Annotated in this window: 19 protein-coding genes, 1 tRNA gene, 1 pseudogene and 1 riboswitch; of the genes and pseudogenes, 7 read left to right on the forward strand and 14 right to left on the reverse strand. The window is 49.3% G+C overall.

Annotated features, from left to right (window positions below; translation table 11 throughout):
* The first annotated feature begins 60 nt into the window (after window positions 1–60).
* Window positions 61–816 carry a tryptophan-rich sensory protein gene (locus AC14M5_RS13105; RefSeq protein WP_484030121.1) on the forward strand — a complete coding sequence of 252 codons (756 nt, stop codon included), beginning with the start codon at window positions 61–63 and terminating at the stop codon, window positions 814–816.
* Window positions 817–871: 55 nt separating this feature from the next.
* Entirely contained in the window at window positions 872–1684 is an 813-nt protein-coding gene (locus AC14M5_RS13110; RefSeq protein WP_484030122.1) for an exonuclease domain-containing protein, read from the forward strand.
* 104 nt (window positions 1685–1788) lie between these two features.
* On the opposite strand, the pseudogene AC14M5_RS13115 reads toward AC14M5_RS13110, so the two are convergent.
* The 4 genes and pseudogenes from AC14M5_RS13115 to glgP all read right to left on the reverse strand — a co-directional run.
* A pseudogene (locus AC14M5_RS13115) lies at window positions 1789–2346 on the reverse strand (DsbA family oxidoreductase); the annotation flags it as partial.
* Between the two features lie 269 nt (window positions 2347–2615).
* Entirely contained in the window at window positions 2616–4211 is a 1596-nt protein-coding gene (locus AC14M5_RS13120; protein ID WP_484030123.1) for a DUF4153 domain-containing protein, read from the reverse strand.
* A gap of 483 nt (window positions 4212–4694) precedes the next feature.
* Window positions 4695–5039: a rhodanese-like domain-containing protein gene (locus AC14M5_RS13125; protein ID WP_484030124.1), complete on the reverse strand. Its 345-nt coding sequence runs from the start codon at window positions 5037–5039 to the stop codon at window positions 4695–4697.
* Between the two features lie 98 nt (window positions 5040–5137).
* Window positions 5138–7270, reverse strand: a complete 2133-nt coding sequence (glgP, locus tag AC14M5_RS13130; protein WP_484030125.1) for an alpha-glucan family phosphorylase — start codon at window positions 7268–7270, stop codon at window positions 5138–5140.
* A 170-nt stretch (window positions 7271–7440) separates the two neighbouring features.
* Between glgP and AC14M5_RS13135 the strand changes: the two genes are divergently transcribed.
* The 4 genes from AC14M5_RS13135 to AC14M5_RS13150 all read left to right on the forward strand — a co-directional run bounded on the left by AC14M5_RS13135 (window position 7441) and on the right by AC14M5_RS13150 (window position 11313).
* A complete protein-coding gene (locus AC14M5_RS13135) occupies window positions 7441–8166 on the forward strand; it encodes a (Fe-S)-binding protein (RefSeq protein WP_484030126.1) in 726 nt (241 codons plus the stop codon).
* A 16-nt stretch (window positions 8167–8182) separates the two neighbouring features.
* On the forward strand, window positions 8183–10255 hold the full coding sequence (locus AC14M5_RS13140; RefSeq protein ID WP_484030127.1) for an LUD domain-containing protein: 2073 nt from the start codon (window positions 8183–8185) through the stop codon (window positions 10253–10255).
* A gap of 19 nt (window positions 10256–10274) precedes the next feature.
* Window positions 10275–10347, forward strand: a tRNA-Glu gene (locus tag AC14M5_RS13145).
* Window positions 10348–10395: 48 nt separating this feature from the next.
* Window positions 10396–11313, forward strand: a complete 918-nt coding sequence (locus tag AC14M5_RS13150) for a DMT family transporter (RefSeq protein ID WP_484030128.1) — start codon at window positions 10396–10398, stop codon at window positions 11311–11313.
* On the opposite strand, the gene AC14M5_RS13155 is transcribed toward AC14M5_RS13150, so the two are convergent.
* The 10 genes from AC14M5_RS13155 to AC14M5_RS13200 form a co-directional block, all read right to left on the reverse strand.
* Window positions 11303–12067: a type III pantothenate kinase gene (locus AC14M5_RS13155; protein WP_484030129.1), complete on the reverse strand. Its 765-nt coding sequence runs from the start codon at window positions 12065–12067 to the stop codon at window positions 11303–11305. The two genes, AC14M5_RS13150 and AC14M5_RS13155, sit on opposite strands and share 11 nt — an antisense overlap.
* A gap of 29 nt (window positions 12068–12096) precedes the next feature.
* Entirely contained in the window at window positions 12097–13977 is a 1881-nt protein-coding gene (locus AC14M5_RS13160) for a hypothetical protein (RefSeq protein ID WP_484030130.1), read from the reverse strand.
* Between the two features lie 61 nt (window positions 13978–14038).
* On the reverse strand, window positions 14039–15886 hold the full coding sequence (locus tag AC14M5_RS13165) for a bifunctional homocysteine S-methyltransferase/methylenetetrahydrofolate reductase (RefSeq protein WP_484030131.1): 1848 nt from the start codon (window positions 15884–15886) through the stop codon (window positions 14039–14041).
* A 10-nt stretch (window positions 15887–15896) separates the two neighbouring features.
* The gene (locus AC14M5_RS13170; protein WP_484030132.1) at window positions 15897–17684 is read right to left on the reverse strand and encodes a hypothetical protein; all 1788 of its coding nucleotides are present in this window, start codon (window positions 17682–17684) and stop codon (window positions 15897–15899) included.
* 6 nt (window positions 17685–17690) lie between these two features.
* The gene (locus tag AC14M5_RS13175; protein ID WP_484030133.1) at window positions 17691–19061 is read right to left on the reverse strand and encodes a glycosyltransferase family 87 protein; all 1371 of its coding nucleotides are present in this window, start codon (window positions 19059–19061) and stop codon (window positions 17691–17693) included.
* A gap of 122 nt (window positions 19062–19183) precedes the next feature.
* Window positions 19184–22732, reverse strand: a complete 3549-nt coding sequence (metH, locus tag AC14M5_RS13180; RefSeq protein ID WP_484030134.1) for a methionine synthase — start codon at window positions 22730–22732, stop codon at window positions 19184–19186.
* 48 nt (window positions 22733–22780) lie between these two features.
* The gene (locus tag AC14M5_RS13185) at window positions 22781–23422 is read right to left on the reverse strand and encodes a hypothetical protein (protein WP_484030135.1); all 642 of its coding nucleotides are present in this window, start codon (window positions 23420–23422) and stop codon (window positions 22781–22783) included.
* Between the two features lie 194 nt (window positions 23423–23616).
* Window positions 23617–24057: a DUF5946 family protein gene (locus AC14M5_RS13190; protein ID WP_484030136.1), complete on the reverse strand. Its 441-nt coding sequence runs from the start codon at window positions 24055–24057 to the stop codon at window positions 23617–23619.
* Window positions 24036–24509 carry a DinB family protein gene (locus AC14M5_RS13195; RefSeq protein WP_484030137.1) on the reverse strand — a complete coding sequence of 158 codons (474 nt, stop codon included), beginning with the start codon at window positions 24507–24509 and terminating at the stop codon, window positions 24036–24038. The genes AC14M5_RS13190 and AC14M5_RS13195 overlap by 22 nt, the downstream gene beginning before the upstream one ends.
* Window positions 24510–24520: 11 nt before the next feature.
* On the reverse strand, window positions 24521–24952 hold the full coding sequence (locus tag AC14M5_RS13200; protein WP_484030138.1) for a nuclear transport factor 2 family protein: 432 nt from the start codon (window positions 24950–24952) through the stop codon (window positions 24521–24523).
* Between the two features lie 62 nt (window positions 24953–25014).
* Window positions 25015–25117: riboswitch (SAM riboswitch) on the reverse strand.
* Between the two features lie 126 nt (window positions 25118–25243).
* Here AC14M5_RS13200 and AC14M5_RS13205 point away from each other — a divergent pair.
* Window positions 25244–26218: a substrate-binding domain-containing protein gene (locus AC14M5_RS13205; protein WP_484030139.1), complete on the forward strand. Its 975-nt coding sequence runs from the start codon at window positions 25244–25246 to the stop codon at window positions 26216–26218.
* The last annotated feature ends 3 nt before the right edge of the window (window positions 26219–26221 follow it).

A 26221-nucleotide genomic window follows, 5' to 3' on the forward strand; every position in this document is an offset into this window, starting at 1 on the left:
TAGTAAGAAGTCATATGATGAACCTGTCGCTGTGATACACATTTCAAATTGGAGGACATCATGTCAAAAGACTCAGTACGTCAACTTGCCAACACGCTTTCAGTGGTGCTGGCGCTCGCAGTTAACATCTTGGCCAGCACCCTGCCGCTTAACGGGCAAAACACAGGCGAGATCTCAGATCGCTTTCAGGTTTACTTCGTTCCTGCGGGGTATGTCTTTGCCATCTGGGGCATCATCTACATTGGCTGGATCGCATTCACGGTCTATCAATACCAGACCGCACAAAAGGAAAGTCCGCGCTTACGCAAACTTGGCTACACCTTTGCATTAAGCGGCATCTTCAACGCCGCCTGGTTGTTCTGCTGGCATTACAATTTGTTTGGCTTGAGCGTACTGGTCATGTTGGCCTTGCTCATCCTGCTAATCATCAGCTACCTCAACTTGAATGTTGGTCGCACACCTGTTAGCAATGCTGAAAAATGGAGCGTGGATATTCCCTTCAGCATCTATCTTGGCTGGATCAGCGTTGCTACCATAGCCAACGTCACAGATTATCTTTACCTCATCAATTGGAATGGCTTCGGCATTGCGCCGCAGGTCTGGGCAGTCATCATGCTGGTTGTCGCCAGCATTCTCGCCCTTGCCATGACGATCACCCGCCGCGACTCAGGTTATGCGTTCGTGCTGGTTTGGTCATTCATCGGCATCGCCATTAAACAAGCAGCCACGCCCCTGGTCGCAAACAGCGCCTGGGTTGCCGCTCTCTTTGTGCTCGCGTTGGCAATTTATAGCATCGTCCAACGCAGGCGCGCATAATTTGCATTGCCTCAAAAATACGGTAAGATTGGCGCACTCAAAAGGTGCGCCAATTATGTTTAACATCGCAAATGCCCGCTTCGCTTTTCTGGATGTCGAGACCACCGGCCTTTCTCCGTGGTTTGGAGATCGGATTTGCCAAATAGCCATTGTCCTGACGGAAGGCAAACGCATCAAATCGACCCTTGACCTGCTCATCAACCCCGAGCGGACTCTTTCGCCCGCGGCTATTCACGTGAATGGCTTGGACGAATCCAAATTATCCGTTGCGCCGCGATTTGCAGAGGTAATCGACCAGATAGATACTGCGCTCAAAGATGCGGTAGTGGTCTGTCATAATGCTAAATTTGATATCCAATTCCTCGATAATGAATACCGCAAGTTAGGCCGCACTGTCGAAATCCCTAATTTGATAGATACGCTTTTATTGGCACGCGAGTTCTACGAATTGCCATCCTACAGCCTACATCATCTAGCTGATGATTTCCACGTCTCAGCTAATGTTCAAGGTTCTCGTGCCCTCGCAGATGCGATCACTGCAAAAAATCTCTTCTTCGCCATGATGGACTCGCTCAAATCCATGAACAAACCCTTGGATGATTTTATCGGCATCTACAACTCCCCCGCCTGGCCTGAAGAAGGTGTGTACCTGCCCACTGAACTCAGCGAAGCCATCAACAGCGGCAAGCGTTTGTTTATCAAATATATGGATAAAGACGGTGAGACATCCGAACGCTGGATCACTCCCAAGGATGTGATCGGTTTATCCGATTACATCTACCTGCAAGCCTATTGCCACACCCGCGAAGCTGAACGCACTTTTAGACTTGATCGTATTATTGATGTGGCAGTGGAAGTAGAAAAATAATTAACTATTAAAGACTCAGCCACGGATTTCACTGATTTACACGGATTCTAAAATCCGCGCTAATTCGTGAAATCCGTGGCTTATTTTTGTAATACATTGGCAAACTATGAACTTGTTTTCATGATCTGCGCCAGCGCATTCTTGAAAGCCTCGTAAGGCTGTGCACCGACTATTGCATAACGGTCATTGATCACATAGGTCGGCACACCTGTCACGCCGATCTGCTGTGCCCAGCGGACTTGCTCCACAACCTGGGCAGTGTACTTCCCACCCTCCACAACAGACTGCATATCATCTGCATCCAAGTCTACTTCCTCGGCGGCGGAACGGAGCACATCCCATTTGCTTACATCCGACCCCTCGCCATAGACTTTGCGAAAGATCACGTGATGGAATTCATTGGCTTTATCGTGCTCGCGGGCATATTCAGTAGCTTCATGCGCAAGGCGCGTGTTGTAGATTCGCTTGGTAGAGTTGAACTCCATCCCATACATACTCGCCATGCTGCGTAATCGTTCTTCCGAACCATTGGCACGCGCACGCAGAATGTAATCGGACAATTCCATGCCTTCGGGCGGAGTATCGGGGCGCAAATAATACGGACGCCATTCCACATCCACTTTGTATTCATCTTTCAGTAGGTCGACCACACCCTGGCCGACATAGCACCATGGTCAGATGTAATCAGAGAAAATGGTCAGTTTGAAATCCATTGACAGTCCTTGTTTGTTGAGATGATGGATAGACTGTCAATGGTGGGTGGTTCTTACTCTGATTATGTCATTGCGAGGAGCGCTCTTGCCCTTTGCGATACCATCCCGAATGTTCTTATCGGGACGAAGCAATCTCTACAGCGTTGACGGAGATTGCTTACCCATTCGGGTACGATGTCGGGCAGACGATCACTGCCCTCGCAATGACATGGGCCCGTCTAATCATAATAATTTCGCCAGCAGGAAAATTCTTCGCCAGCAGGAGTAGTGACGATCATGGGCCAGTCGGTATCTGTGATCTTATACTTATCAATTTCCTTGCTGACGGAGGCAAGAGCCTGATCCGCATTGAAACGGGAGAAGTGGAAGGATTGCCAGGTGAATTCACGATCATCCCGCTTGCGCTCGTAGCGGATACATGCCAGGGATGCGCCTATTTTCTCTCGGACGGCATCAGGCAGGGACGGCGTCCGCAGCGCTTTAACCAGTGTAGGAACGGTGTCGTCGGAGAGGTCAATGAAGTATTGGGCATCCAATTCCACGCTGTCATCCGTCAGGCCGTTGATTTCACGCTGGATGTTCTGGTTCACGATGAAAGTATCCACATTCAAGATCGGGAGAGAAATTGCAAACCCAAATGAGGCAATAAGCATCGCAAACGCGAACATCCTTTCTTTGCGAAGGATCTCCAACACGATGGTCGCGATAAGGAGCAGGCCGATCCAGAACAGGAAGACATGTGTGTATGTGCGAAGACGCGAGAAACCATACACCGCTTCATACAGACCGAGGCGCTGGTACGCCGAAACTAGCATGACCAACAGAAGGGCAACGAGGGCAACCCCCAGCCCCGAATAGATCTTTCTCTGCGATTCAGTTTCGCGTTTTGTGATCGCGCTCAGCGTCAGCAGCATCATCAAAGCAAAGAACGCCACCGTGATCAGTTCGCCGAATCCACGGCGCGCGTATTCGGAATAGGTATAACCTTCCACGTTGATGTTGGTGTGGCCACCAAAAAAATATTGGAATTGGATCACTACAAACATGGCGAAGAGAGCTACTACACTCCCCAACACGATCGAGGATTCGACAAAACCGAGAAATGGCGGAATAATGGGTTTCCCCTCGCCAACCAGTTTTTCATCCTTTGATTCGGATGAAGCATGTAGAACGACCCCCGCCAAGGCATAACCGATGACAAGGATATAGATCAGGCGGAAAATAAATTCGGGGAGATCTTCCAGTTTGAACAGTTCCATGAAATCGTCAAGCCGCTGGCCAAAGACGACATCTGCCGAGGAAAGCAGGGCGGCAAAGATCGCAACTACTGGCAGAGCAATGATGATGCCACGTAAAATGGGCCAGAGATTATATTTTGGAGGCTGCGTCCCTGCTTCGGCCTGGGCCTTGCGAACATCCATCGTAAATGAGATCGGACGTCCGATCATGCTTCCGATCAGAGCAACGGCTTTCGCAAAGTAGTCTGTGAGGGTATATTGAACCCAGCGCCCGCCAAGGTAAGTAACCGCCAGGATGGTCATCGTCAGCAAGGTAAAGGTGTAGGCCAGGAAGGTCGTCATCGGCTCGGCGCGGATAAATGTGACAGCAGCGAAAAAGCCAAATAGCGGGAGCAGGCCCAGGCTGGCGCGATTCGGGCGAAGCCCATCACTAAATAACAGATAGAAGGCCGCGACCAGGCAGGCCATCGAAAAAATTGCAAAGTTAATACCTGGGGCATTCTTCCAAAAAAGGAAATCGAAGAACCAGCCAAGAGCGAACACGATGATCCATAATTTGTTGGGGTTTGTTTTCATATGCTTCTCCTGATCGAATTTTCGGAAGGATAGCCCTGCAAGCCTTGCGGAGACTCTCAAAAGGTATCACAAATTTTCAAGTTGGAAATTACAATTTTTATGGTCAAGCTACCTTCCGTGGCAGTGCAAGAGGCGACCAAAAGCCACCAGAATTTTTCGAGGCGAAGATTACAAATCTGTGAGAACCCAAATTGGCCTATTGACATCCAATTTATTTTGTGACATACTTTCGTCATCGTTCGGGGGCAAACAAATTAAACCGCCATCCTATAGAAAGGAGGAGGTGATGTCTCTCATGGATAGTAGCATTAAACCCAGCGCTGTGGCATCCCTCCTCAATTAAGAAGGAAGCCACAGCGCCCCACGAATGCCACCTGAAAGGGTGGCATTCTGGTTTAAAGGCATCCGTAGATTGTATAGATTTAGCAGATTTCCCAAAAATAATCTGTGCAATCTACCAAATCTGTGGATGTTGTTTAAGACTTAATAAAATCCAACAGAAGAATCCACCTTGCGTGCAAATTCGTCAATTCCCCCGCGCACATTGAAGGTATTTTTGAATCCCTGCTGCGCCAGCCACATGGTCACTTGCATACTTCTGTTACCATGATGACATAGCACGTAGACGGGGACTTCCTGCTTTTGCGCGGATTCAGACAAGGCAGCGATCCCCTCCTGTGCCAAGCGGCTCATGGGCGTGACCTGAAGCCTGCTGTCTGTTACTTTGGCCCGCTCCAACTCTGGGAGTTCGCGCACATCCAGCAAAATGAATTTTTCTTCTGATTTGAGTTTTTCACCGAGTTCGGTGACTGTGATTTCAGGAACCATGATGCCTCTTTATCTTCGCGTATGCTGATAAGCAGACGATAGACCATGGACCACTGACGATGAATTATGGTCCGCGATCAATCGTCCATGGTCTCTGTTTATCTTTTCACCGCGGGCGCGTAGAACTTATCTACATATTCCTTTACCATGCGGCGGGTGGAGAATTGCGGAATGACCGTCTTCATGGTGTCTTTCATACGGGCAATCCACTCGTGAGAAAGTTCCTTCGCATCACGACCATAATACATGGGGATGATCTCATGTTCAAGAGTGTGATACATATTCTCAGCGTCGGCTGCATCCTGGACTTCATTTGATTCGTATTCCTTGTCTTCACCAATCGACCAGCCGTTGTGACCATTATAGGCTTCGCGCCACCAACCGTCCAACACGGAGAAATTGAGCACACCGTTGATGGCGGCTTTCATGCCCGATGTGCCGCTGGCTTCCAATGGACGACGCGGAGTATTCATCCACACATCCACACCTTGCACGAGATAACGAGCTAGATTCATATCGTAGTCCTCGAGGAAGGCGAGGCGTCCGCCCGTCTCGGCCTTCTTGACGGTGCGATAGACCTTTTGGATCAACTGCTTGCCAGGCTCATCGGCGGGATGCGCCTTGCCTGCAAAGATGATCTGCACGGGCATGTTCGGGCGATTAATAATTTCAAGCAGGCGGTCAATATCCGAAAGGATCAGGTTGGCGCGTTTGTATGTGGCGAAACGGCGCGCAAAGCCAATGGTCAACGCGTAGGGATTGATCAATACACCAGATGAAACCACCTGCACGGGATGAAATCCGCCATATGCCCACCGATCACGCACGCGTTCGCGCATGTAGAAAGTAAGTTTCCGTTTGAGATGCAATCGTACGCCCCACAACTCAGGGTCGGGGATAGAGTTTATCTTTTCCATCAACGTGTGGTCGTCAAGGTTGTCGTACCAATCTTTGCCGAGGTATTTTTCGAGCAAAATGTTCAAACGGCGCGCCATCCAATTCGCAGTGTGGACTCCGTTGGTGACGTGGTCAATTGGAACATCCTTCACATTACGATCTTCCCAGAGGAATTTCCACATATCACGTGAGACTTCGCCATGCAATTCTGAAACACCATTGCTGCCCCCAGATAATTTCAACGCGAGAATCGGCATGGAATAGGTCTCCCCGTGGGGCTGATGATGCAGCGCAACATTCATGAATTCTTCACGGGTCAGGCCAAGCTCGGGCCAATAGTTGGCGAGATATTTATCCATCAGCCAGAGCGGGAATTCGTCGTTGCCCGCAGGGACGGGGGTATGCGTGGTGAAGACATTTTGTCCAAGCGTCTTTTTGGCAGCATCTGCAAAGGTGAGGCCCTTTGCCACCAGTTCACGCGCCCGCTCCAAGGTCAGGAATGAAGCGTGGCCTTCGTTCATGTGCCAGACATCTGGCGAATATCCCAAAGCACGCAGCATCCGCACGCCACCGATGCCAAGCAAAACTTCCTGCATGATGCGGCGGTCGAGGTCAGACCAATATAAGCGTGCAGTTAGCACACGATCATAATCACTGTTGCCTTCGACGTTTGAATCAAGCAAATAAAGCGGAATGCACCCCACTCGAGTCTCCCATACCTGTACAGTGATATTGCGATCTGGGAATTTAATTTCAATGGTGACGGGTTTATTATTTTTGGTAACAAGTGCAACGGGCAGATGTTCAAAGGTCAATGGATTATTGAGCGCTTCCTGCCAGCCATCTTCACTGATGCGTTGAGAGAAATATCCCTGCGCATACATGAAGCCGACAGCGATGAGTGGCAAGCCGAGGTCGGATGATTCTTTAAGATGATCACCTGATAGCACACCGAGCCCGCCTGAATAGATTGGAAGTGTTTCATGCAAACCGAATTCCATTGAAAAATATGCAATCGGATTTTTCAATTCGGGATGCGCCTTTTGAGTCCATGATTTCTTTTTGAAGTAGACATCAAATTTTTCAAAGAGTGAATCATAGAGTATGAGATAATCATTATCCTTCGCAGCCTGGTCCAACCGTGCACGCTCGATTTCTTTCAAGAGACGGATCGGGTTATGCCCAAGTCGTTCCCACAAGTCATAATCGAGGCGGCCAAAGAGACGAACGGCCTCAGGCTGCCATGTCCACCACAAGTTTGTGGCAAGTTCACCAAGGCGTGCAATGCGCTTGGGAAGATCAAATTTTTGAGAGGGGGATGATAAGAATTCCATAGCCGCGAATGATACCGTAAAAAAGACATTTCTGTATTTTTAGGCAAAGAAATTTGTCTAACGATTAAACAAAGTATGAATGATCAATATCGGAAATAATCCGCAGATCGCACAGATTGAAGAAAAAATCTGCACAATCTGCGGATGCAGTTTGGGATTAAAATGGATTAATGCCCAACATTCAACTCTTCATCACCTGCCTGACCGATTCATTCTTCCCGCAAACTGGTGAGGCCGTCATAGACATTCTCCACCGCCTCGGCATTGACGTGGATTTTCCCCGTAACCAAACCTGCTGTGGACAACCGCAATTTAACGCAGGACTCCGCAAAGATGCACGCGCTATTGCGGAGCATACGATCAAAGTTTTCGAGAACACTAAAGGCGATATCGTCACACCCTCTGGTTCATGCGCTCATCATTTCAGACATAATTATTTGGAATTATTCGAAGGTGATCCTATTTGGTATCCGCGCGCCAAGGCATTATCAGAACGAGTTTATGAATTCACCGAATATCTTGTGGACAAACTCTACATCACCGACCTCGGTGCAGAATGGGACGGCCCGCTCACCTACCATCCATCCTGCCACACTCTGCGCGGTATCCACGTGGATAAACAACCGCGTGCGTTACTGGCAAATGTTCAAGGTGCGACCCTGGTGGAATTACCCAATGCCGAAGAATGCTGCGGTTTTGGCGGCGTGATGTCTGTGGAGTACCCCGAATTATCCGCGGAGTGGTTGAAGCGGAAAATCTCCAATCTCGAATCAACCAATTCTCCAACTCTGGTCGTCACTGACGCAGGCTGTCTCATGCACATTGCGGGTGGATTGAATCGGCAGAAGAAAAGTCAGCGTGTAGTGCATATCGCGGAAATATTAAACCAGAGATAAACAGAGATAAACAAAGATGAGTCTGAATTCATTCCGCAAAAGAATCCGCGAATCAATTAATAACGAAACTCTTCAGATCGCATTAGACAACAATACCGAGCGCCGCTTGAAAGGACGCGCCGCGGCATTTGAGTCCATTCCCGATTGGCGAGAGAGACGCCGGCGTGCGCACGCAGTCCGCGCGGATGTAATTGATCATCTTGATGAATATCTCGCGCAGTTCATCGCGAAGAATGAAGAGAACGGGGTCATTGTCCACCGTGCAAAGGATGCGGCGGAGGCGATTCAAGTTGTTTTGAGCATTGCAAAGAATGCACCGCAGAGTCGCCGAGTGCGCAGAGAAGACCAAAAAGAAATCCCTGTTCACAGCGTGCCCTATGGGTATCTCCGTTCATCTGTGGTGAATTCTGTTCTAATCGCCAAATCCAAAAGCATGGTCTCCGAAGAGATCGAATTAAATCACGCCCTCGAAAAAGAAGGCATCCAGGTCATCGAAACCGATCTCGGTGAGTATATCGTTCAGCTTCGCCATGAAAGACCCAGTCACATCATCACACCTGCGGCGCATCTACGCAAGGAACAGGTGGCGCAGCTCTTTCATGAAAAACTTGGCATTCCATATACCGAAGACATTCCCACGCTGACGGCCACAGCGCGAAAAGTTTTGCGCGAGATTTTTCTCACCGCCGACATTGGTTTCAGTGGAGTTAATTTTGGGGTCGTTGAAACTGGCTCGGTTTGCATCATCACCAACGAAGGCAATGGACGGATGGTCACGACCATTCCGCCAGTGCACATTGCATTGATGGGCATGGAACGCCTCGTCCCAAACCTGAATGATCTTTCGCTTCTGCTTTCCCTGCTCCCGCGTTCCGCAACGGGACAAAAATTGACGGTCTATACTCAACTGCTTCAAAAGCCACTGCCCAATCAAACGCGTCATCTGATCATCCTTGATAACGGACGAAGCCGATTAAGAAATTCCCCGCTGAAAGAATCTTTATATTGCATTCGCTGCGGCGCCTGCCTCAATGCCTGCCCTGTCTTTCGCGAACTGAGCGGTCACGCCTACATCGGCAAAGACAAGTCCATTGCTCCATACCCTGGCCCGATCGGCTCCATTGTCTCGCCTGGCTTGCTCGGCGAAAATTTTGTTCACCTTGCGCAGGCTTCGTCACTGTGTGGCGCGTGCAAGGATGCCTGTCCCGTGGATATTGACCTGCCAAAGATATTGACTCGTGTGCGGGCTGGGCAAAGCCCGACGATGGACAATAGACCACAGACCGCAGGCGCAGGATTATCTCCATTCACAAAATTTGGCCTACAACTATACACTCGCCTCGCGACTCACCCGAAGTTGTATGCGGCCTCTCAAAAATTCGCTGCGTTTGGAAGTTTTCTTTTCTCCCCTCGCTCCCAGTGGATGCGTCTGCCCGCGTTCACAGGTTGGGGTTATAGCAAAGACTTACCGAGGTTTGCGGTGAAGACATTTCGGGATCGGATTCTGGAGTCCGACAGCTTGCTGTCGGGTGTGCAGACTGAAAATAAAAAACAAGAAAAGATGACTGTTAAAAACATGCAGGAGCAAGCTCCTGCACTCCAGAATAAAACCGAACAATTCACCAATGAACTCAGCGCACTTGGCGGCCATATCTATCGAACTCAAAATCCCACGCAATCAATTATCGAATTTCTGCTAGCGTGGAACATTCAAAAGATTCATCTCGAGCCAAACACTTTGGATGAAACTCTCTTAGTGGAAATTGGCATAGATTTCACTCACGAGCCTGACCCTGAAATTCTCGTCGGGGTGACGAAGGCCATTTGTGGACTGGCAGATACCGGGTCCGTGCTGGAAGCGGATGGGGCGTTACATGCGTCACTGTTGCCTGAAATCCACATTGCAGTGTTGAAGTCAAAAGACATTCTTCCGTCGTTATCTGATGCAATGGATTTTGTTAAAGATAAAAAATCCGCAGTCTTTATCACTGGCCCATCGCGCACAGCAGATATCGAAATGACCCTAACCATTGGCGTGCATGGCCCGAAGGAAATTCATGTGTTCGTTGACGATTCAATATCACGATGATACAATCTCGCCCGCTATTGCCCCCATCGTCTAGTGGCCCAGGACGAAGCCCTCTCAAGGCTTAAACCGGGATTCGAATTCCCGTGGGGGCACATCCCTTGACCCCGCAAACGCGGGGTTTTTTCTTTGGAAAGGAATCCATGACCCATACATCAAAATCTCGCGGCTATCTCATTGCCCTCACAGCCACCATCCTCTGGTCATCCACCGGCATCATCATCAGTTACCTGAACAAAACCTATGCCCTGCCATCATTTGTGTTGGCATTCTGGCGCGACCTGTTTGTTTCATTTGGCATGGTCGTGGGACTTTTGCTATTCAACCGTCCGCGCTTTCGGCTTGACCGAAAACGCTGGGGCTTTATGATCGTTTATGGATTCGTGTTGGCGGTCTTCAACTCGATGTGGACTTTTTCGGTTCAATACAACGGGGCGGCTGTTGCAACCGTAATGGCATTTTCCTCACCTGCAATGACGGCCATCTTAAGCAAGATCGTCTTCAAAGAAAAGTTCAGCAACATAAAAGTCATATCGATTTTGCTCAGCCTAGCTGGAATCATTTTCGTCTCTGGCGCATATAATCCCTCTGCATGGAATCTCAACCCATTGGGAATCATCTTTGGGTTGCTGACGGGTTTGCTGTTCGCCATTTACAACCTGCAAGGGAAACACGCATCGGATACACATGTCGATTCGTGGACAGCACTGCTCTACAGCTTTGCATGTGCAACCGTGTTTCTATTATTCTTCAACATAGGCAATGATCTGTTCATCACAGGCAAACCCGTATTCACAGATATGCTCTGGCTCGGAGATTCAGTTGTAGGATGGGGAATACTTTTCTTTCTTGGTGTTGCGCCAACCCTCGGCGGCTTCGGTCTTTACACCTTGAGCATCCGCTATCTTTCCCCCACCACTGCAAATTTGATCGCCACTCTTGAACCCGCCTTCACCGCGATCTGGGCCTATTTCTTATTAAGCGAAATCCTCACTGGCCCGCAACTCTTTGGAAGTCTGTTGGTGCTGATCGGCGTGGTCTTATTGAGGTTTACTGATTAAGTTCCCATATCATCCGTAACCCATCCAGGGTTAGCCAGGGAGCAATCACGTCAATCACCTTCGTCTCTTTGGCGACGACTTCAGCCAGTCCGCCCGTTGCGATGACTTTCATATCGCTTCCCAATTCGGACCTGAATCTTGCCACCATCCCCTCGACCATGCTGACATACCCAAACAGCAGCCCCGATTGCATCGCATGGATCGTATTACGTCCAATAACAGAGGGAGGTACCTGCAGATCGATGCGTGGAAGTTTCGCCGCACGCGTGAACAGAGCCTCTGCAGCCAGGTTGATGCCTGCTGTAATTGCGCCGCCAAGATATTCGCCATCTTTCGTGATCGCGTTGAAAGTTGTCGCTGTACCAAAATCCACCACGCAGGCAGGGCCGCCATATAATTTCATCACCGCAACCGCATCGCAGACACGGTCAGCGCCCACTGCTCGCGGGTCCTCATAGCGGATCTTTATCCCCGTTTTGATACCTGTATCTACAACCAGTGGCTCTTGTTTGAGATATTCGCGGCAGGCTTGGATCACACGTCCCGTCAATGGCGGCACAACAGATGCAAGCGAAATGCCCGTTATGTCTTTCAGAGTCTTCCCTGCATTTTGCAAGAGGCCTAAAAACTGCAAGCCGTATTCATCAGGCATACGGTTGTGGTCAGTAGCCAAACGCCAATGCGCGCCAAGTTTATCGCCTTCGTAAAGGCCAAGGGTTAAGTTGGTGTTGCCAATGTCAATGGTGAGGAGCATGGCTTTATTTTACCCCTTTCGATTATTTTCTACGGTGCTGCCGCATAAAATGGAGCCAACCCATGCAAGACGGTAATGATGAACCAGAAATTATTGACCATTAATGTCAACACGACAATAGTCAGAATGATTTCAAACCACTGTCTATCTATAAATTCAGATAAAGCGAGTGCAATGAAAAAGACCAGGGCATAGATCCAATATGGCGTGTAGAGGAAAAGTTCCGTGCCGTAGAACATGTGCATGAGAAAGTTGAAGGCTAGTGTGCCAAGCAGACCCAACATAAGCGGCATGTGTTTGGATGAGCGGATATTTTTTACGAAGACGATGAACGAGCCCGCCAGCAGGATCAGCCATAATGCGAGGGGAATATTGCCAAGCCCTTTATACGAAGCAAGGTGGTGCTCGCGGACATCGAAGGTCTTCAGGTCAATGGTTGGAAATGGGGGTTTATTCGAAACCGCTTCAATGGGACTTGGCCCCACTGTGCCGTACAAAAACATGGTGCGGCTGACAACTTGGAATTTTTCAATGAAATTCGCTGCAGGAACCTCTTGCGTTGTTTTTACAAAATTGAATTCAAAGGCCAGGTCAGCAGGCACGAAGAAGAATGTCTGTGAATTTGGATAAATGGCGCTCGTAATAGTGGTCAACACAACACCCAATGCAAATACAAGCGCTGTGTATTGAATCAAACGGCGGATACCGAATTTGTTGAAGAAGAGGCCGATCACACCTTGTGCAATGTTGGTGATGGTAATACCAAAAAGAAGCAAACCCGCAGGCGCGAGAACGAAAAAACGTCTTTCATTGGCTTGAATTAGCAAAAAGAAAAAGATGAGCGCAGCAGCACCGAAAACATAATTTTCGGTGAGCGAGCCAAAGAGCAAGTGCGTGGCCGTAGAACCCAGCAGGATGGCGAAAATGAATGCATAGGTCTTTGACTCGGTAGCACGTTTGACAAAGAGCCATGTCATGAATACGCAGAGTCCACTAATCGCAGCAGAGATCAGCATGCCAGCGAGGGCCCAATGCTCGCCCATGAAGCCCGCCGCAAGGCGAATCAACGGGCGCAAGATGATCAGGGTCAACGGGTGCACGGAGCGATTGACTACGTCTCCCTCGGGGCTGGCAAGGATGGTCATCCAAGGGCCAGCGTCTGATTCAAAGAGCACGCTGTTGATGCTTAACGCGGGATGATTCAGTGCCCGTGCAATGATGAGGTTGATTAGAAAGAACATTCCGCCTGCGTACAATCCAGGCAGGTTATTCTGGAGTCCAGCAGCTTGCTGCTGAACTGTGGAACAGCTTGCTGTTCCACTCCAGAGATTTAAAACATATAGACCCAACACCCCCGCCGCCAGAGCAGTGATGACGAATAAGGCCATCCATTTCTGCGGAACGATGATGTATTCCCAAACAAACATGGACGGAAATTGCAGGCTGGCATAAATGATTGCGGACAAAAGCAATGGCAAGGCGAGAGCAAGAATGACATTTAGTGGCTTGCTTAGGTATCCGTCATGGAATGAGCTTGCTGCTCGGCGGACAAGATAATATCCAACCACACTGCCAAGGGCGACGAAAACGACAGTGAACAAGACCATGCCAAACGGAGTGCGAAGCACTTCGCTCAAGAATCCAACTGCGCTATAAGTTAGGTTCAAACTCAACAAGAAGCCAGCAAGATAATGTGGGATGGAATAACGCGCCCGCATGGTGGCTGCCCATTGCAAGATGGCAGGGAATGTTTCAAATAGGAGAATGCCGATGGCCAGAGCAGGCACAACGGTCAGAAAGAGGCGGTCTATCGGTGATGAATAATCAGCGAAGTTGAAAAACGTCACAGCCAGAAAATAGCTGACGATGAATCCGATCAACAGACTGATGATGGCGCGTAGGGGTTTCATTGGATGTCTATGTCGGGCAGCACCCACAGGGTAAGTAAGCTGCCCGACTCCAGAGTAAGAATTATTCTTTAACCGCCATGATAATTTCAGAGATCATATCGTAGCGGTGGAATTGCGGCATGATGTAAATGCCGCTGGCCCAGCCTTTGATGCCCTCGATCAACTCCACAGCGAGTTCGATACCGATCTTCGAGCCGCGCTCCGCATCGCCAGCGGACTCGATTCGCTTGCGCGCTTCTTCGGGAATGAAAATGCCAGGTACTTCGTTGTGAAGGAAGGTTGCGTGCTTTGCGCTGACCAACGGCAGAATACCCGCGAGGATAGGCTTGTCTAATTTGCCATGCTTGGCTTCATAAGCTTCAATCAACTTGGAACCATCATCGGCGCGATAGATGGGTTGGGTGAGGAAGAAATCTGTGCCCGCTTTAATTTTGCGATGCATATTTTTCACTTCCGCATCCATATCCTGCGGACAAAGGTTCAAGGCCGCGCCAACGAAAAAGTTTGTAGGCTGACCAATGCTCGTGCCCGAATGATCCACACCCATGTTGAAACCCTGCTTGATAAGTTTAATGAGGCCCGATGGGACGAGGTCATAGTTATCCGTGGCTTCAGGATAATCGCCAATGGAAGTAGGATCGCCCATTACAACAAAAACATTTCGCAAACCAATGGCGTGCGCGGCAAGCAAGTCACCTTGCACACGCAGGAGGTTTCGCCCGCGGGTGGGGAAATGCAATGTAGTTTCCACGCCGATCTTGCGCTGCACCACATCACACACTGCCCAGGCAGACATTCTCATGCGCGCCATCGGGCTGTCTGCCACGTTGATGACATCTGCTCCAGAATCATATAGCAAGGATGCACCCGCAAGAAGCTTATGTGTTGAAAGCCCGCGCGGTGGGTCCATTTCTACAGAAATGGAAAATTTTCCATTGGCAAGTTTTTGAGCAAACTGCGTGGGTTGTTCGGCTGGCTCGGCGGAATCTTCATCTGTCGGAAGTAATATCACATCGACATTTGAATCAACCCGCGCAGATTCCAATGCCTTCTTCATGGATGCAATATGTTGAGGCGTAGTGCCGCAGCAGCCACCCACGATATTTGCGCCCGCTTCACGGAACGAAAGCGCATAATCGCCGAAGTACTCGGCATCCGCGGGATACATGATTCGTCCACCAACTTGTTCGGGCCAGCCTGCATTTGGCTTCACCCAAAATTTGCCGTTGGGCACAGCCTGACGCATCTGTTTTAAGATGCGCAATAATTGTGATGGGCCGCCAGAACAATTGACGCCGATCACATCCGCACCTGCCTTTGCGATTCTGTGCGCGACTTTGGCAGGGCCATCGCCAAGCAGAGTTCGGTCATCGCGAGTGAAGGTCACCGAAGCGACGACAGGCAATGAGCAGGTCTCCTTCGCGGCTTTGATTGCTTCTTGAATTTCATATACATCACTCATGGTTTCAATCACAATCAAATCTACGCCAGCTTCAGCCAACGCGCGGATCTGCTCCGCAAACGCTTCACGCGCCTCCTCCAGCTTGACTCTGCCATACGGAGCGATCCTCACCCCCAGCGGACCGACATCTCCCGCGATCAACACATCCTTGTACGAGGCCGCCACCACACGCTTTGCAAGCTCCACGCCTGCGCGATTGATCGCAGCCACATCCTCTTCCAGGCCATGCTTGCTTAATTTATATCGGTTCGCGCTGAATGTGTTGGTGATGATCAACTCTGCGCCTGCTTCGATATATTCACGATGAATCTCAGCCACAGCAACGGGGTTGGTCAGGTTTAGCTCATCAAAGCATTTGTCAAAGCCAATGCCGCGCGCGTGGAGCATGGTTCCCATTGCACCGTCGGCTAGTAAAGTTTTTTCGGAAATTGTTTCAATAAGGTTCATATTATCTCTTTCAAGGTTTTTTTATCACGGCCAGCAATGCATCACCGCGCATAATCTTGTAAACGATCTCCGCTTCGGGATAGGAGGTCTTATCAAAATCATAACGTGTTGTTACAACTACATAATCGTAAGTATCCTGGCCCTCGTCCCTGCTCCATGAGTACACCAACAAATCTTCCCTTGCGAAAATCGAGTAGACGTTGCCAGGCCCATCCACCCAAACGGTTGCATCGGCTGGTGCAACCTTGTTGACATACTCCGCAGCCTCGCGATAGGATGTCAACCAGTAATCGGTTTCAAACCGTCCCTGCACATTGCCAACACCGCCTACAAAGCTGTTGTAATAAATATATTCATAAGGATGAAGCGAGAGGATACCGAGAATCCCAGGGAGGAGGCAGATCGAAATCAACGCGAGCTGCCATTTTACATTCCTTATCTTTTCGAACGCAGCCCCAGCCATTAGAAATACGGGCGGTAATACAAACAAGACCTGCCTGAAATTATCATACAAAACAACATGCAAAATAATAAACAGAATTGTTGGAACGAGAAACCACAGGATGGATAACACAAGAAGTTCGCGCTTCTTTTCCGCGCCGAAAATTGACAGCCCCCATCCGGCCAATGCCAACACCCAGACTGGCTCGGTCAACTGAATGGCAAACAGGGTGGGGATGTATGAAGAAGGTATATCTTTTGCAAGATATTTTTCACCGTTGAACAGCACCTCTCCAAACCAAGGATAGGAGGACATTTCCATCAAGCTGTCTGCGAATCGCAGGGCGGGGTTCATCCACAGGTAGGGCCAGGTAAGGTAAACGGCGATCATGGCGATCACGGCGTACATGCCAAGTGCGGGAAGTGCCTGTCTGCCAACGATCTGCAGGGCATAATAGATCACGATCAAGCCAATGAAGGGGCCCAGGATGCGAGTGGAGGTTGTGAATCCCAGCAGGATGGCTGGCAAAAGCACCGCGAGGAGAAGCTTCAATAAAGCGGGCTGAAAGCGATACCAGATAAAAAGAAGCAGAGCAGTGGAAAGCCGAAAGTAAACAGCGCGTGCTCGCAAAAACAGCAGGAAATATCGCTGGATGTAAGTTTCAGCGGAAACGCTATGGAGTTTGGAGGCTATCAGTGTGATGATATTGGTAGTACCAACTTGTGCTGAATATACAAGGCCGGAAATATAGCCGTGAATCACCTCAGTGAAGATAAACAACGAGAAAACAGAGGCAAGCCAGAGCGCGGTCAGAAGCGTCAGCCTCCGTTTGGAGGAGGGTTCCAAAAGATCAAGTGAAATCCCTTGAATTGAGTCGATCATTTTGAATCCCAACGCCAGACTGATGGTAAAGAGGGCAAGGAATGGCGTATCTTTTGGGTTAATAAATGTATGCCCCCAAATGAGAGGTTGGGTCACAAGCAGGAGAGTCGCTCCCATAGCAGGGATTTGAGTCAACCAACGCCGCGCAATAGAATAAAATGCGACCATGCCTGCAAAGAAAGTGAGGAAATAGATCAGGTGTCGAAGATCGGGAAGAAGAAAAGGAAGAAAGGTAGCTAAGAATCGCGAGCCAAGCGCAACAGCCATCACATAAAAGGGCCCGTAGTATCCCAAGTCTTGAGGCGTGACATCCACGATCCCCTGCTGGGGCCAAGTCGTATACGCGGCGAGGGATCGATCGGCATATTTTTGGAGCGAGCGATCGTCCCAACTCTCGCCAAATTGATCGAAAGTCAACAGACCTGCAAACAGGATAACTGCAAATAGAATAATAGCGGGAAGATTCTTCTTCATGGAAGATCACCCATTTAGTTTATCCAGCCATTGACTTGCAGTTGAGAAGGGTTGTGAAGGTGTTTTGCTTTTCGATGTTTGCCACATCAAGCCTAACATGATTATCGGCGCAATAAGGCGACCATAGGACCAGGGGAAGAAATCAAACGAAGGAAGGATAAATTCGAGAGCATAGGCGAAGCAAAACCACACCCACAGGTTTGGAGTGTCGATACGCTTTAACATCAATAAAAATGATAACGTGACAAACAGGCCGTGATGATCCCAAACAATGGGCGATGCTAAAGTCATGATAATGAAAAGCGGCGGGAGAGCATTCAGCATTTTGTTTCCGTCATTTGCGAACGACTGCCCGCGGATGTTTTTTATCATCACGGCGATTGTCGCAATTAAAAGTGCTGCTTTGGCAATATAGATCATTATGCGCGTCCACAAAGTATTAATGCCGAAGAATGGATTGAGGAAGCGCAGGAATGAATCAAAGGATGTGTCGTGGAAATTCGTGTCGGGGATTTGAGTCAGAATGCTAATGTTGTTCAGATAATCATAATAAGGCGAGACTCCGTTAATTGCAACGGGGATTGCTACGATCACAAGAAAGCTGATGAAAAACCAAATCAGCCAGCGCCAGTTGAACTCAAGCAGAAAAGCTAACACAAGCACTGCGGGGGATGTCTTTAGATGAACAGCGAGGGCCAAGGTCAACGCAGAGAGGAATGTGTTTTTAGGATATGTAAGAATACTAAGGAAGATCAAGTCCATCACCAGCAGGTTGACCTGCACGAAGCCCAAGGTTCGCAGCAGAGGTGTGTTAACAAGAAGGAATAGGGCTGTGACAGCAACCGTGAGACGATTTGAAAAACCATATCTTTCGAGAACACGGACAAGTAGAATGTAAAATGCGCCAAGAGCAAGCATGTTGACTGTCCACAAAATGAGGAGGACTCCCTGGTCACCAAGTGGGACGATGAATTGCAAAATGCTTGCCCAAAGCGGCAAATATAAATAGGTATCGGGCAGTGTTTGGTTATTCAGTAAAGCAGTCGCCGCCTCGATATAATAGGCATAATCTCCATAGCGGAATCTTTCGCGCAGGATATTGAGATAAACGAACATTACAAGAAAAAAACCTGCAACAGTGAAAACATTCCCAGTATTTATTTTTTCATTGGCAAGCATGTATAGCAACACACCCAGAAATAGCCAGGTCAAGGCTGTTGCTGACATGGTTACCACGAGATTAGATAATGGCCATTGCTGTATGAAGAGGTTGAGACCTTCGCTGTCGTTACGAAGATATATGGCAATAAGGCTGGCAATGACCAACAAGGTGATTCCAATCCATGATTTGAATGCGGTTTGCAGGGAATGTTTCATTGATATGATCCAGATGGAGTTATCGGCGATAAGTTTATCATGGGGGAATGTGCATAAGTAGATAAGTAAACAGGTATACAAGGCACGTTTATCCGTGTTTACTTGTATACCTGTCTACTTTCTTATTTCATTAGCTGTTCAACGCGACTCTCACCCACCGAATAGTACTTCGCCTGTGCATGATGGACAATGATCGCGGCGGTAGATTGTTCGGGGATGAGTTGACCCGAGGTGGAAAGACTCATGCCGAGTTCAGATTCGACAGCGGGTAATAACTGGAAAACCTTGAAATGATCCTCCAATTCTGGGATGGCGGGATAGCCCCATGAGTAGCGCTTGCCTTGATTTTCAGCGAGACCTAATTCACGGCGGATATGTTCGTGCAGATAATTGGCCGTCGCTTCCGCCGTCTGGACTGCGAGGCCGTGGACAAAGTAGGCGTCAGTGTAGTTATGGGCAGCTTGCAACTTGTCAAATTTTTCGGTGGCATCGAGGCCAACGGTGACAACTTGAAGCGCAACCACATCCATCTCACCAGACTCGACGGTGGCATAGTAATCCGAAAGTGCAAGATGGTCATCGTGAGGCTGACGCGGGAAATCGAAGCGTGTCAGTTCCTTCTTACCTTCTGCATCTTCGTAAACAATTAAAGTATCACCATCGGCCTGGCATGCAAAGTAGCCATAAACAGCTTGAGGTTTCAGCCAATGGTCTTTGAGCGCGTCCTTGGTCATCTTTGCCAGGCGGGCATCGAAATCTTTCTTCATCTTGTCCCATTCGGCGCCGTGCGTGTTTTTCGCGCCCCAGGAGAGGCGATACAGCTCATTGATATTCAGGTGCTTGAGCACCATTTCGAGCGGCATATCTTTTACAACTCTTTGACCAAGCTTGGCTGGCAGGGCGATCGGCGCCGGGACAATGGTCGAGCGTGTGCCTTCGGTCTTGCGATACTCAGGTACCTGGGAGGCACGCCCCATTTCCATGTCTGCGTCTTTGCGGAGCTGTTCGAGCATGGCAGGCTTGCGATCGGGATCGATCAAAGCATCCATCGTGTCGAGGCCTTCGAAGGCATCCTTGCAATAGAAGACACCAGGTTCGTAGGCGTTGCCGTCTTCCGCGAAAAGGATGCGGCGGCCAAAACGGCGGTTGATGGCCGCGCCACCGATCAGGATCGGCACTTTATGTCCGCGGCGGTGCATTTCGTTGACGATCAGCGGCATTTGCTTGGAGGTGGATACCAGCAAGGCAGACAAGCCGATTGCGGTCGCATTCGCCTCTACAGCTTTGGTGATGATCGTCTCAGCCGGGACCTGCTTGCCGAGGTCGATCACGGTGTACCCGTTGTTGGCGAGAATGGTCTTTACCAGATTCTTGCCAATATCATGCACATCGCCATAAACCGTGGCAATCACGACTGTGCCTTTAGTGACGCCTTCCACCTTTTCGAGATAATTCTCAAGATGCGAGACGGTCTTCTTCATCGTTTCAGCGGATTGCAGCACGAAGGGCAGGATCAATTCACCCGCCCCGAATTTGTCACCCACCTCTTTCATGGCGGGCAGCAACACATTATTTAATGTGTAAACTGCGATTTCATGTTTCGTGGGTGCGGGGCTTACACCTGCCCCATTATCGGGCAGTTTTTCATCCCAGATATATCCGCGATTGACAATGGTATCGATATCCGCTTCGACACCTTCCTTGTGGCGGTGAAGAATGCACCAGTGTAATTTTTGTTCAGGCGTCATGCCTTCCATGGGGTCGGCAACGGAAGATTCGGTTGAAACCGTGACATTCTCAAAATGCTCAATGAAGCGCTGCAGAGCGTCTTCGCGACGGTTGAAGATCAGGTCTTCGCACAGTTCACGTTCCTCGGCATCGATTTCAGCGTACGGCTGGACGTGCGCCGCGTTGACGATGGCCATATCCAAGCCAGCCTCCACGCAGTAATAAAGCATGACGGAATTCAACGGCGGACGTGCCTGAGGCGCAAGACCAAAGGACAGGTTACTCACGCCCAGCGAAGTCATCACGCCAGGCAAATTCTGTTTGATTAGGCGAATACCTTCGATGGTCTCTTTGGCAGAGTCAACGAATTCGGCGTCGCCAGTGGCAAGTGTGAAGGTCAGATCGTCAAAGACCAAATCTTCGGGTTTGAGTCCGTGGTCGTTGACGGCAATATCGTAAATGCGTTTTGCCACTTCGTATTTGCTTTGGGCGGTCTTTGCCATGCCGTTCTCATCAATGGTGAGACAGATCACAGCGGCGTTGTATTTTTTGGCGAGACCAAAGATCTTATCGGCTTTGGCGCGGCCAGATTCGAGATGGGTAGAGTTGATGAGACAACGCCCGGGCGCGGTCTGCAATGCGATCTCCAACACATCGGGTTCTGTAGAGTCAATGACCAGAGGTACGTCCACGCCCATCTGCAATTTCTTGATGACTTTGCGCATCTGTTCGCCTTCATCGGCGCGTTCGGTGACTGCCACGGAAATATCCAGCGCGTGTGCGCCACCCGCAACCTGGTCACGTGCGATCTGCAAAATGCCATCGTAGTCTTCTTCGAGCAGGAGTCGTTTGAACTTGCGTGAGCCCTGCGCGTTGCAGCGCTCGCCAAGCAAGGTCGGGGGCGGCTCCTGTCGCATGGCAATGGCTGACATGGCAGAGGCAAGTTGAGGCGTGGAATGAAGCGGTCGCTTGGGATGTGGATGCGCATCCAGTTTTTGGATCAGCAACTTAAGATGTTCAGGCGTCGTGCCGCAGCATCCGCCCACCACCGAAATATTATGTTTGGTCACGAATTCATATAAGTCTTTCGCGAACGGTTCAGGCTCAAGCGGATAGACAGCCTGTCCATCGACATTGAGCGGAAGCCCCGCATTCGGAATGCACGAAACGGGCAGCGTGGAATTTTCGCCGAGGAAGCGGATGGGCTCGCGCATATGTTCGGGGCCCGTGGAACAATTGAGGCCGATGACATCGATGCCCATCCCTTCAAGGATCGCAAGCGAGGCGTTGATATCGGTGCCGAGCAACATACGGCCTGTCGTATCAAGCGTGACCTGAGCCTGGATCGGCAAATATTGCCCGGTCTCCTCGAAGGCCTTGTGAATGCCCGTGATGGCGGCTTTGACTTCGAGAATGTCCTGCGAGGTTTCGATCAGCAACACATCCACGCCGCCTTGAATTAATCCAACGGCCTGCTCGCGGAAGGTATCGATCAACTCATCGTATTTGACATTCGAAAGTTCGGGATCATTCGTGGAGGGAAGTTTGCCTGAAGGTCCGATGGAGCCAGCGACGAAACGCGGCTGTCCATTTTTTGCGGCGTATTCATCCGCCAGTTTGCGCGCGAGTTTGGCCGCAGCCATGTTGATCTCAATGATGCGATCCTGCAATTTATATTCCGCCATCGTCAAACGATTCGAGCGGAAGGTGTCCGTTTCGAGCACATCCACGCCAACTTCGAGGAAGGAGCGATGGACTTTCTCCACGGCTTCGGGGTACGAGATGACGAGGTAATCGTTACATCCGTTATATTGTTCGCCGCCGAAATGTTCGGCGGTCAGGTTCTGCAATTGCAGGCTGGTTCCCATGGCGCCATCGAAGACGAGCACTTTCTTTTCGAGGGCGTCGAGGTAACGGCGGTTGGTGTATTTGCGAATTGTCATTAAGTTCTCCTAAATTTGTCTATCTTTGATCGAAAATTCCTTAAGTTATTAAAAGCAGAATTTACTTGTCCAAGTAGGGGCTTCGTCATTAATGCATTTCCAACGATTACCCCACCATCTAATTTTCCAAATGCCATTCTCACGAACAAAATCGAAACGATTCTCGTAATGGGCAGTGCCTTGTGAATGATTAATCATAACTATGGCAATGTTTCGATTTGTAGCAGATGGCACCAAGTCGTTTTTGTTTAAGATTAAGTTTTGATCGTTTTCTGCCACAAGAATTATCTGATTCGGAATGAATATTTCTAAATATACATTATTTGTTGCTATTCTTAGGGCAATCTCTATGGGACTTTTAGTCCAATCTTCTCCAGATTGGATTGCATGCTGGTATATTTTGCAAAACCCAACCCACGTATCCAAGTAATCTGCGAATCTGTATTGGTCACGATTGGTAATTTGAGGAATTTCAGATAAAAACCAATTTTCAGCAATTATCTCGATATCTGTTGTCGGTATTTGCGGCAAAGAAAAACAAGGTAACGGTGTTGCATCAACTGTTGGAATTACGGGTGTGGGGTTTTGAGAATCAACAACGGTTGATTGTTCACAGCCGGAAGAAAAGGCTATGAAAATTAGCAACAGAAATCTGAGAATGTTTTTTGTTGTGAAGGTAGTATTCATCATTGTTATTCCAAAGTTCAGACTTCCAATCCTTACACATCTTGCTGTGCAGGGATTCGGTGCGGGTTATGTCCGCACGGGGATTAATCCCCGTGCTATTCGTACGAAGCCGACTCAAGTCGGCTAGTCCGCTTGAGCGGACTTTGTAGGTATAGCATGGACGTTTACGTCCGTGCGGGTCAAGGGCGTCGGGAATATCATATCGCAATCGACTCACTCTCATTCAACACGGCCCTCGCCCACGCATTCACATCTGCACAATAAACTTCCACATTCTCCGCGCGGACATCCAGAATCGTCTTCATCCACGAAGTTTTGTTGATGACGGGCAGGCCATCTCTTGATCTGATTTTGAATGTGCGCTTGCCGCTGTCTACCAGGTCTTTGTTTTGCCTGCGGATAAAGGCGGGCGGTTTATTTTCCATGAGGAACTCTCTCAACAACTCTCGCTCGTGCAGCCAGCCTTCACGGGTCAACTTGCTGGAGTGCTGGAGCATGTATGCGGACACGGTCAAGTGGTGGACGGCTCCGTAGCTTGAGTCTGTGAATTCGAGAACGAGAAACTCATCAAAGCGCGTTTGACATAAATTCTCAGGCGCGCCGCATTCGGGACAATTCACTTTTTGTTCCACAGCCACATAATAAAATCCTGGTCGAAGGTTGGTGCGCCGAGCTCTGTGAGTTTTTGCAGCACAGTCGAGCGATGGTCCGTGCCATGGTTGACCAGATGTAGAAGCACGGCCCAACTGGGATGAGTAAACTCGGGCGGTTTTTGATTCAATTCTTCCGCTGTCACTGCGTTGATGTAATTGGAAAAATCCTTTGCCACTTCCTCGAACAACTTGCGTGCGGCAACGCGTGTCGGATAATCTTCAAATTTCAGATGTCCGACATCGGGTCCGTTTTTCAAACCCGAAAGCCAGCGGCGGTCTGTGCTGGCAAGGTGCACCATCAAGTTGCGGATGGAACCGCGCGAGTAGGCATCGTCGGCGAGGAATTGTTCTTCGCTGAGCTGATCGATGGAATCCCAAACGCGGCGGGTCAGGTCAAGATGGTATTCAATAAAGGTTCTGATCAGTTCAAGTTCCATGGCAAACTCCTTTATTTCGCGCCTTTATGAACGGAAGCACTGCCTTCGTTCCATAGAATCTTTTGCGTGATGCCGCTGATCTTCCAATCTCCTCTTTGTTTGACTAATTGGAAATTATAGACGCAGTGTGAAGTGAATTCCTCCGCCTCTGTTTTGCGCCAGACGATCATCGAAGCGCGGCAGGTGGCAGTGCTTGAATCTGGAAAATCGATTTCATAATTGCTAACCAAATGGTGCAATTTCAAATGATCCAATGCTTCACGGCGTGACTTTACATAATCAACTGCAGAAACGCTCTCGGGCGGAGTGCCGCGCAGGTCGGAGTAATCCGTGTGAAGCGTTTCGGTGAAGCAACCTTGAAGCCCATCCCAATCCTTCATGTCAAAGCTGTTCGCAAAACGAGCGATCAACTCCTGAATGAATATTCTATTATCAACTGACATGGCTCTCCTCTGTATAAAAAAACGCCTCTCAAAACGAGAGGCGACGTGAAGATACACATCATCTCTCATCTATCAATTGAATAAAATTCAATTGCCGAAATTGGCACCGCTTGAACGGTTGCCGAGGTTTCAAAGGGTCGGTCCCTCCGCCTCTCTGGATGAGTACAGCAGAACTTCAATTGTTCACGTTTTATAACATGAGCAGCGGAGCATGTCAAATAAAAATTGCGCTTGACTGGACAAAGTTTTGGGTTTAGACTTGCGATTAAGTTTTTCCTTATTGGAACGCGTATGAAAACCATCCAACCCATTCAATCCTTTGACAAAATCAAACTGTTGGCAGACTCCCGCCGCATGGATATTCTGCGCCTGCTAATGGCCTCCCCCGCCACACTCACGCATCTCGCGCGGACCTTGAAGCAGTCACCCGCGTGGGTGCGTCATCACATCCTTGCGCTTGAATCTGCCGCGCTGATCGAAGTCAGCGAAATCCGCAGAACGGGCAAGGTGACAGAAAAATACTATCGCGCCAAAGCAGATGCGCTGCTCTTGCAGGAAATCGTTCTGCCAAAAAGCAAAAAACCATCCGTCATTTTTTCGGGCAGTCACGATCTGGCTCTTGAAGGCATTGCAGAGCATCTTGCGAAGCATGTCACATTATTAAGCCTGCCCGTCGGCTCGCTGGATGGGCTTGTCAATTTGCGCCAGGGACTTTGCCAAATTTCTGGTTCGCATCTATTGGATGAAAACGGTGAGTACAACACTCCTTTTGTAAAACATCTGTTCCCAGATCGAAATGTGGAAATCATTACGCTGGCCCACCGCACACAAGGCCTAATGCTTTCGGCGGGCAACTCTAAAGGAATTAAGAAAGTTGCCGATCTCGCGCGTTCAAATATCCGTTTCGTAAATCGCAATGCAGGCTCAGGCACACGTCTATGGCTGGATGCAGAATTACGCAACCAAAGAATCCCAGCTGAAAAGATCAACGGATATGAAAAAGTCGTGAATACCCACAGTGAGGCCGCCTCCTTGATAGAAACAGGCAAAGCAGATGTCTCCCTCGGCCTGCAAGCCGCTGCATATCAACATGGGCTTGATTTCATTCCGCTTTTTGAAGAACGCTACGATCTCGTCCTGCCGCGTGAACAGCAGGCGCAGTTAAACCCATTGCTCGAATACATCCAAACCTCGGATTTTCGCAATGCGCTCAATGCATTAACAGGTTACAGCACTGATCACAGTGGAGAGCAGATCACTTTATAACTA

It is taken from the genome of Candidatus Villigracilis sp., assembly GCF_057083605.1.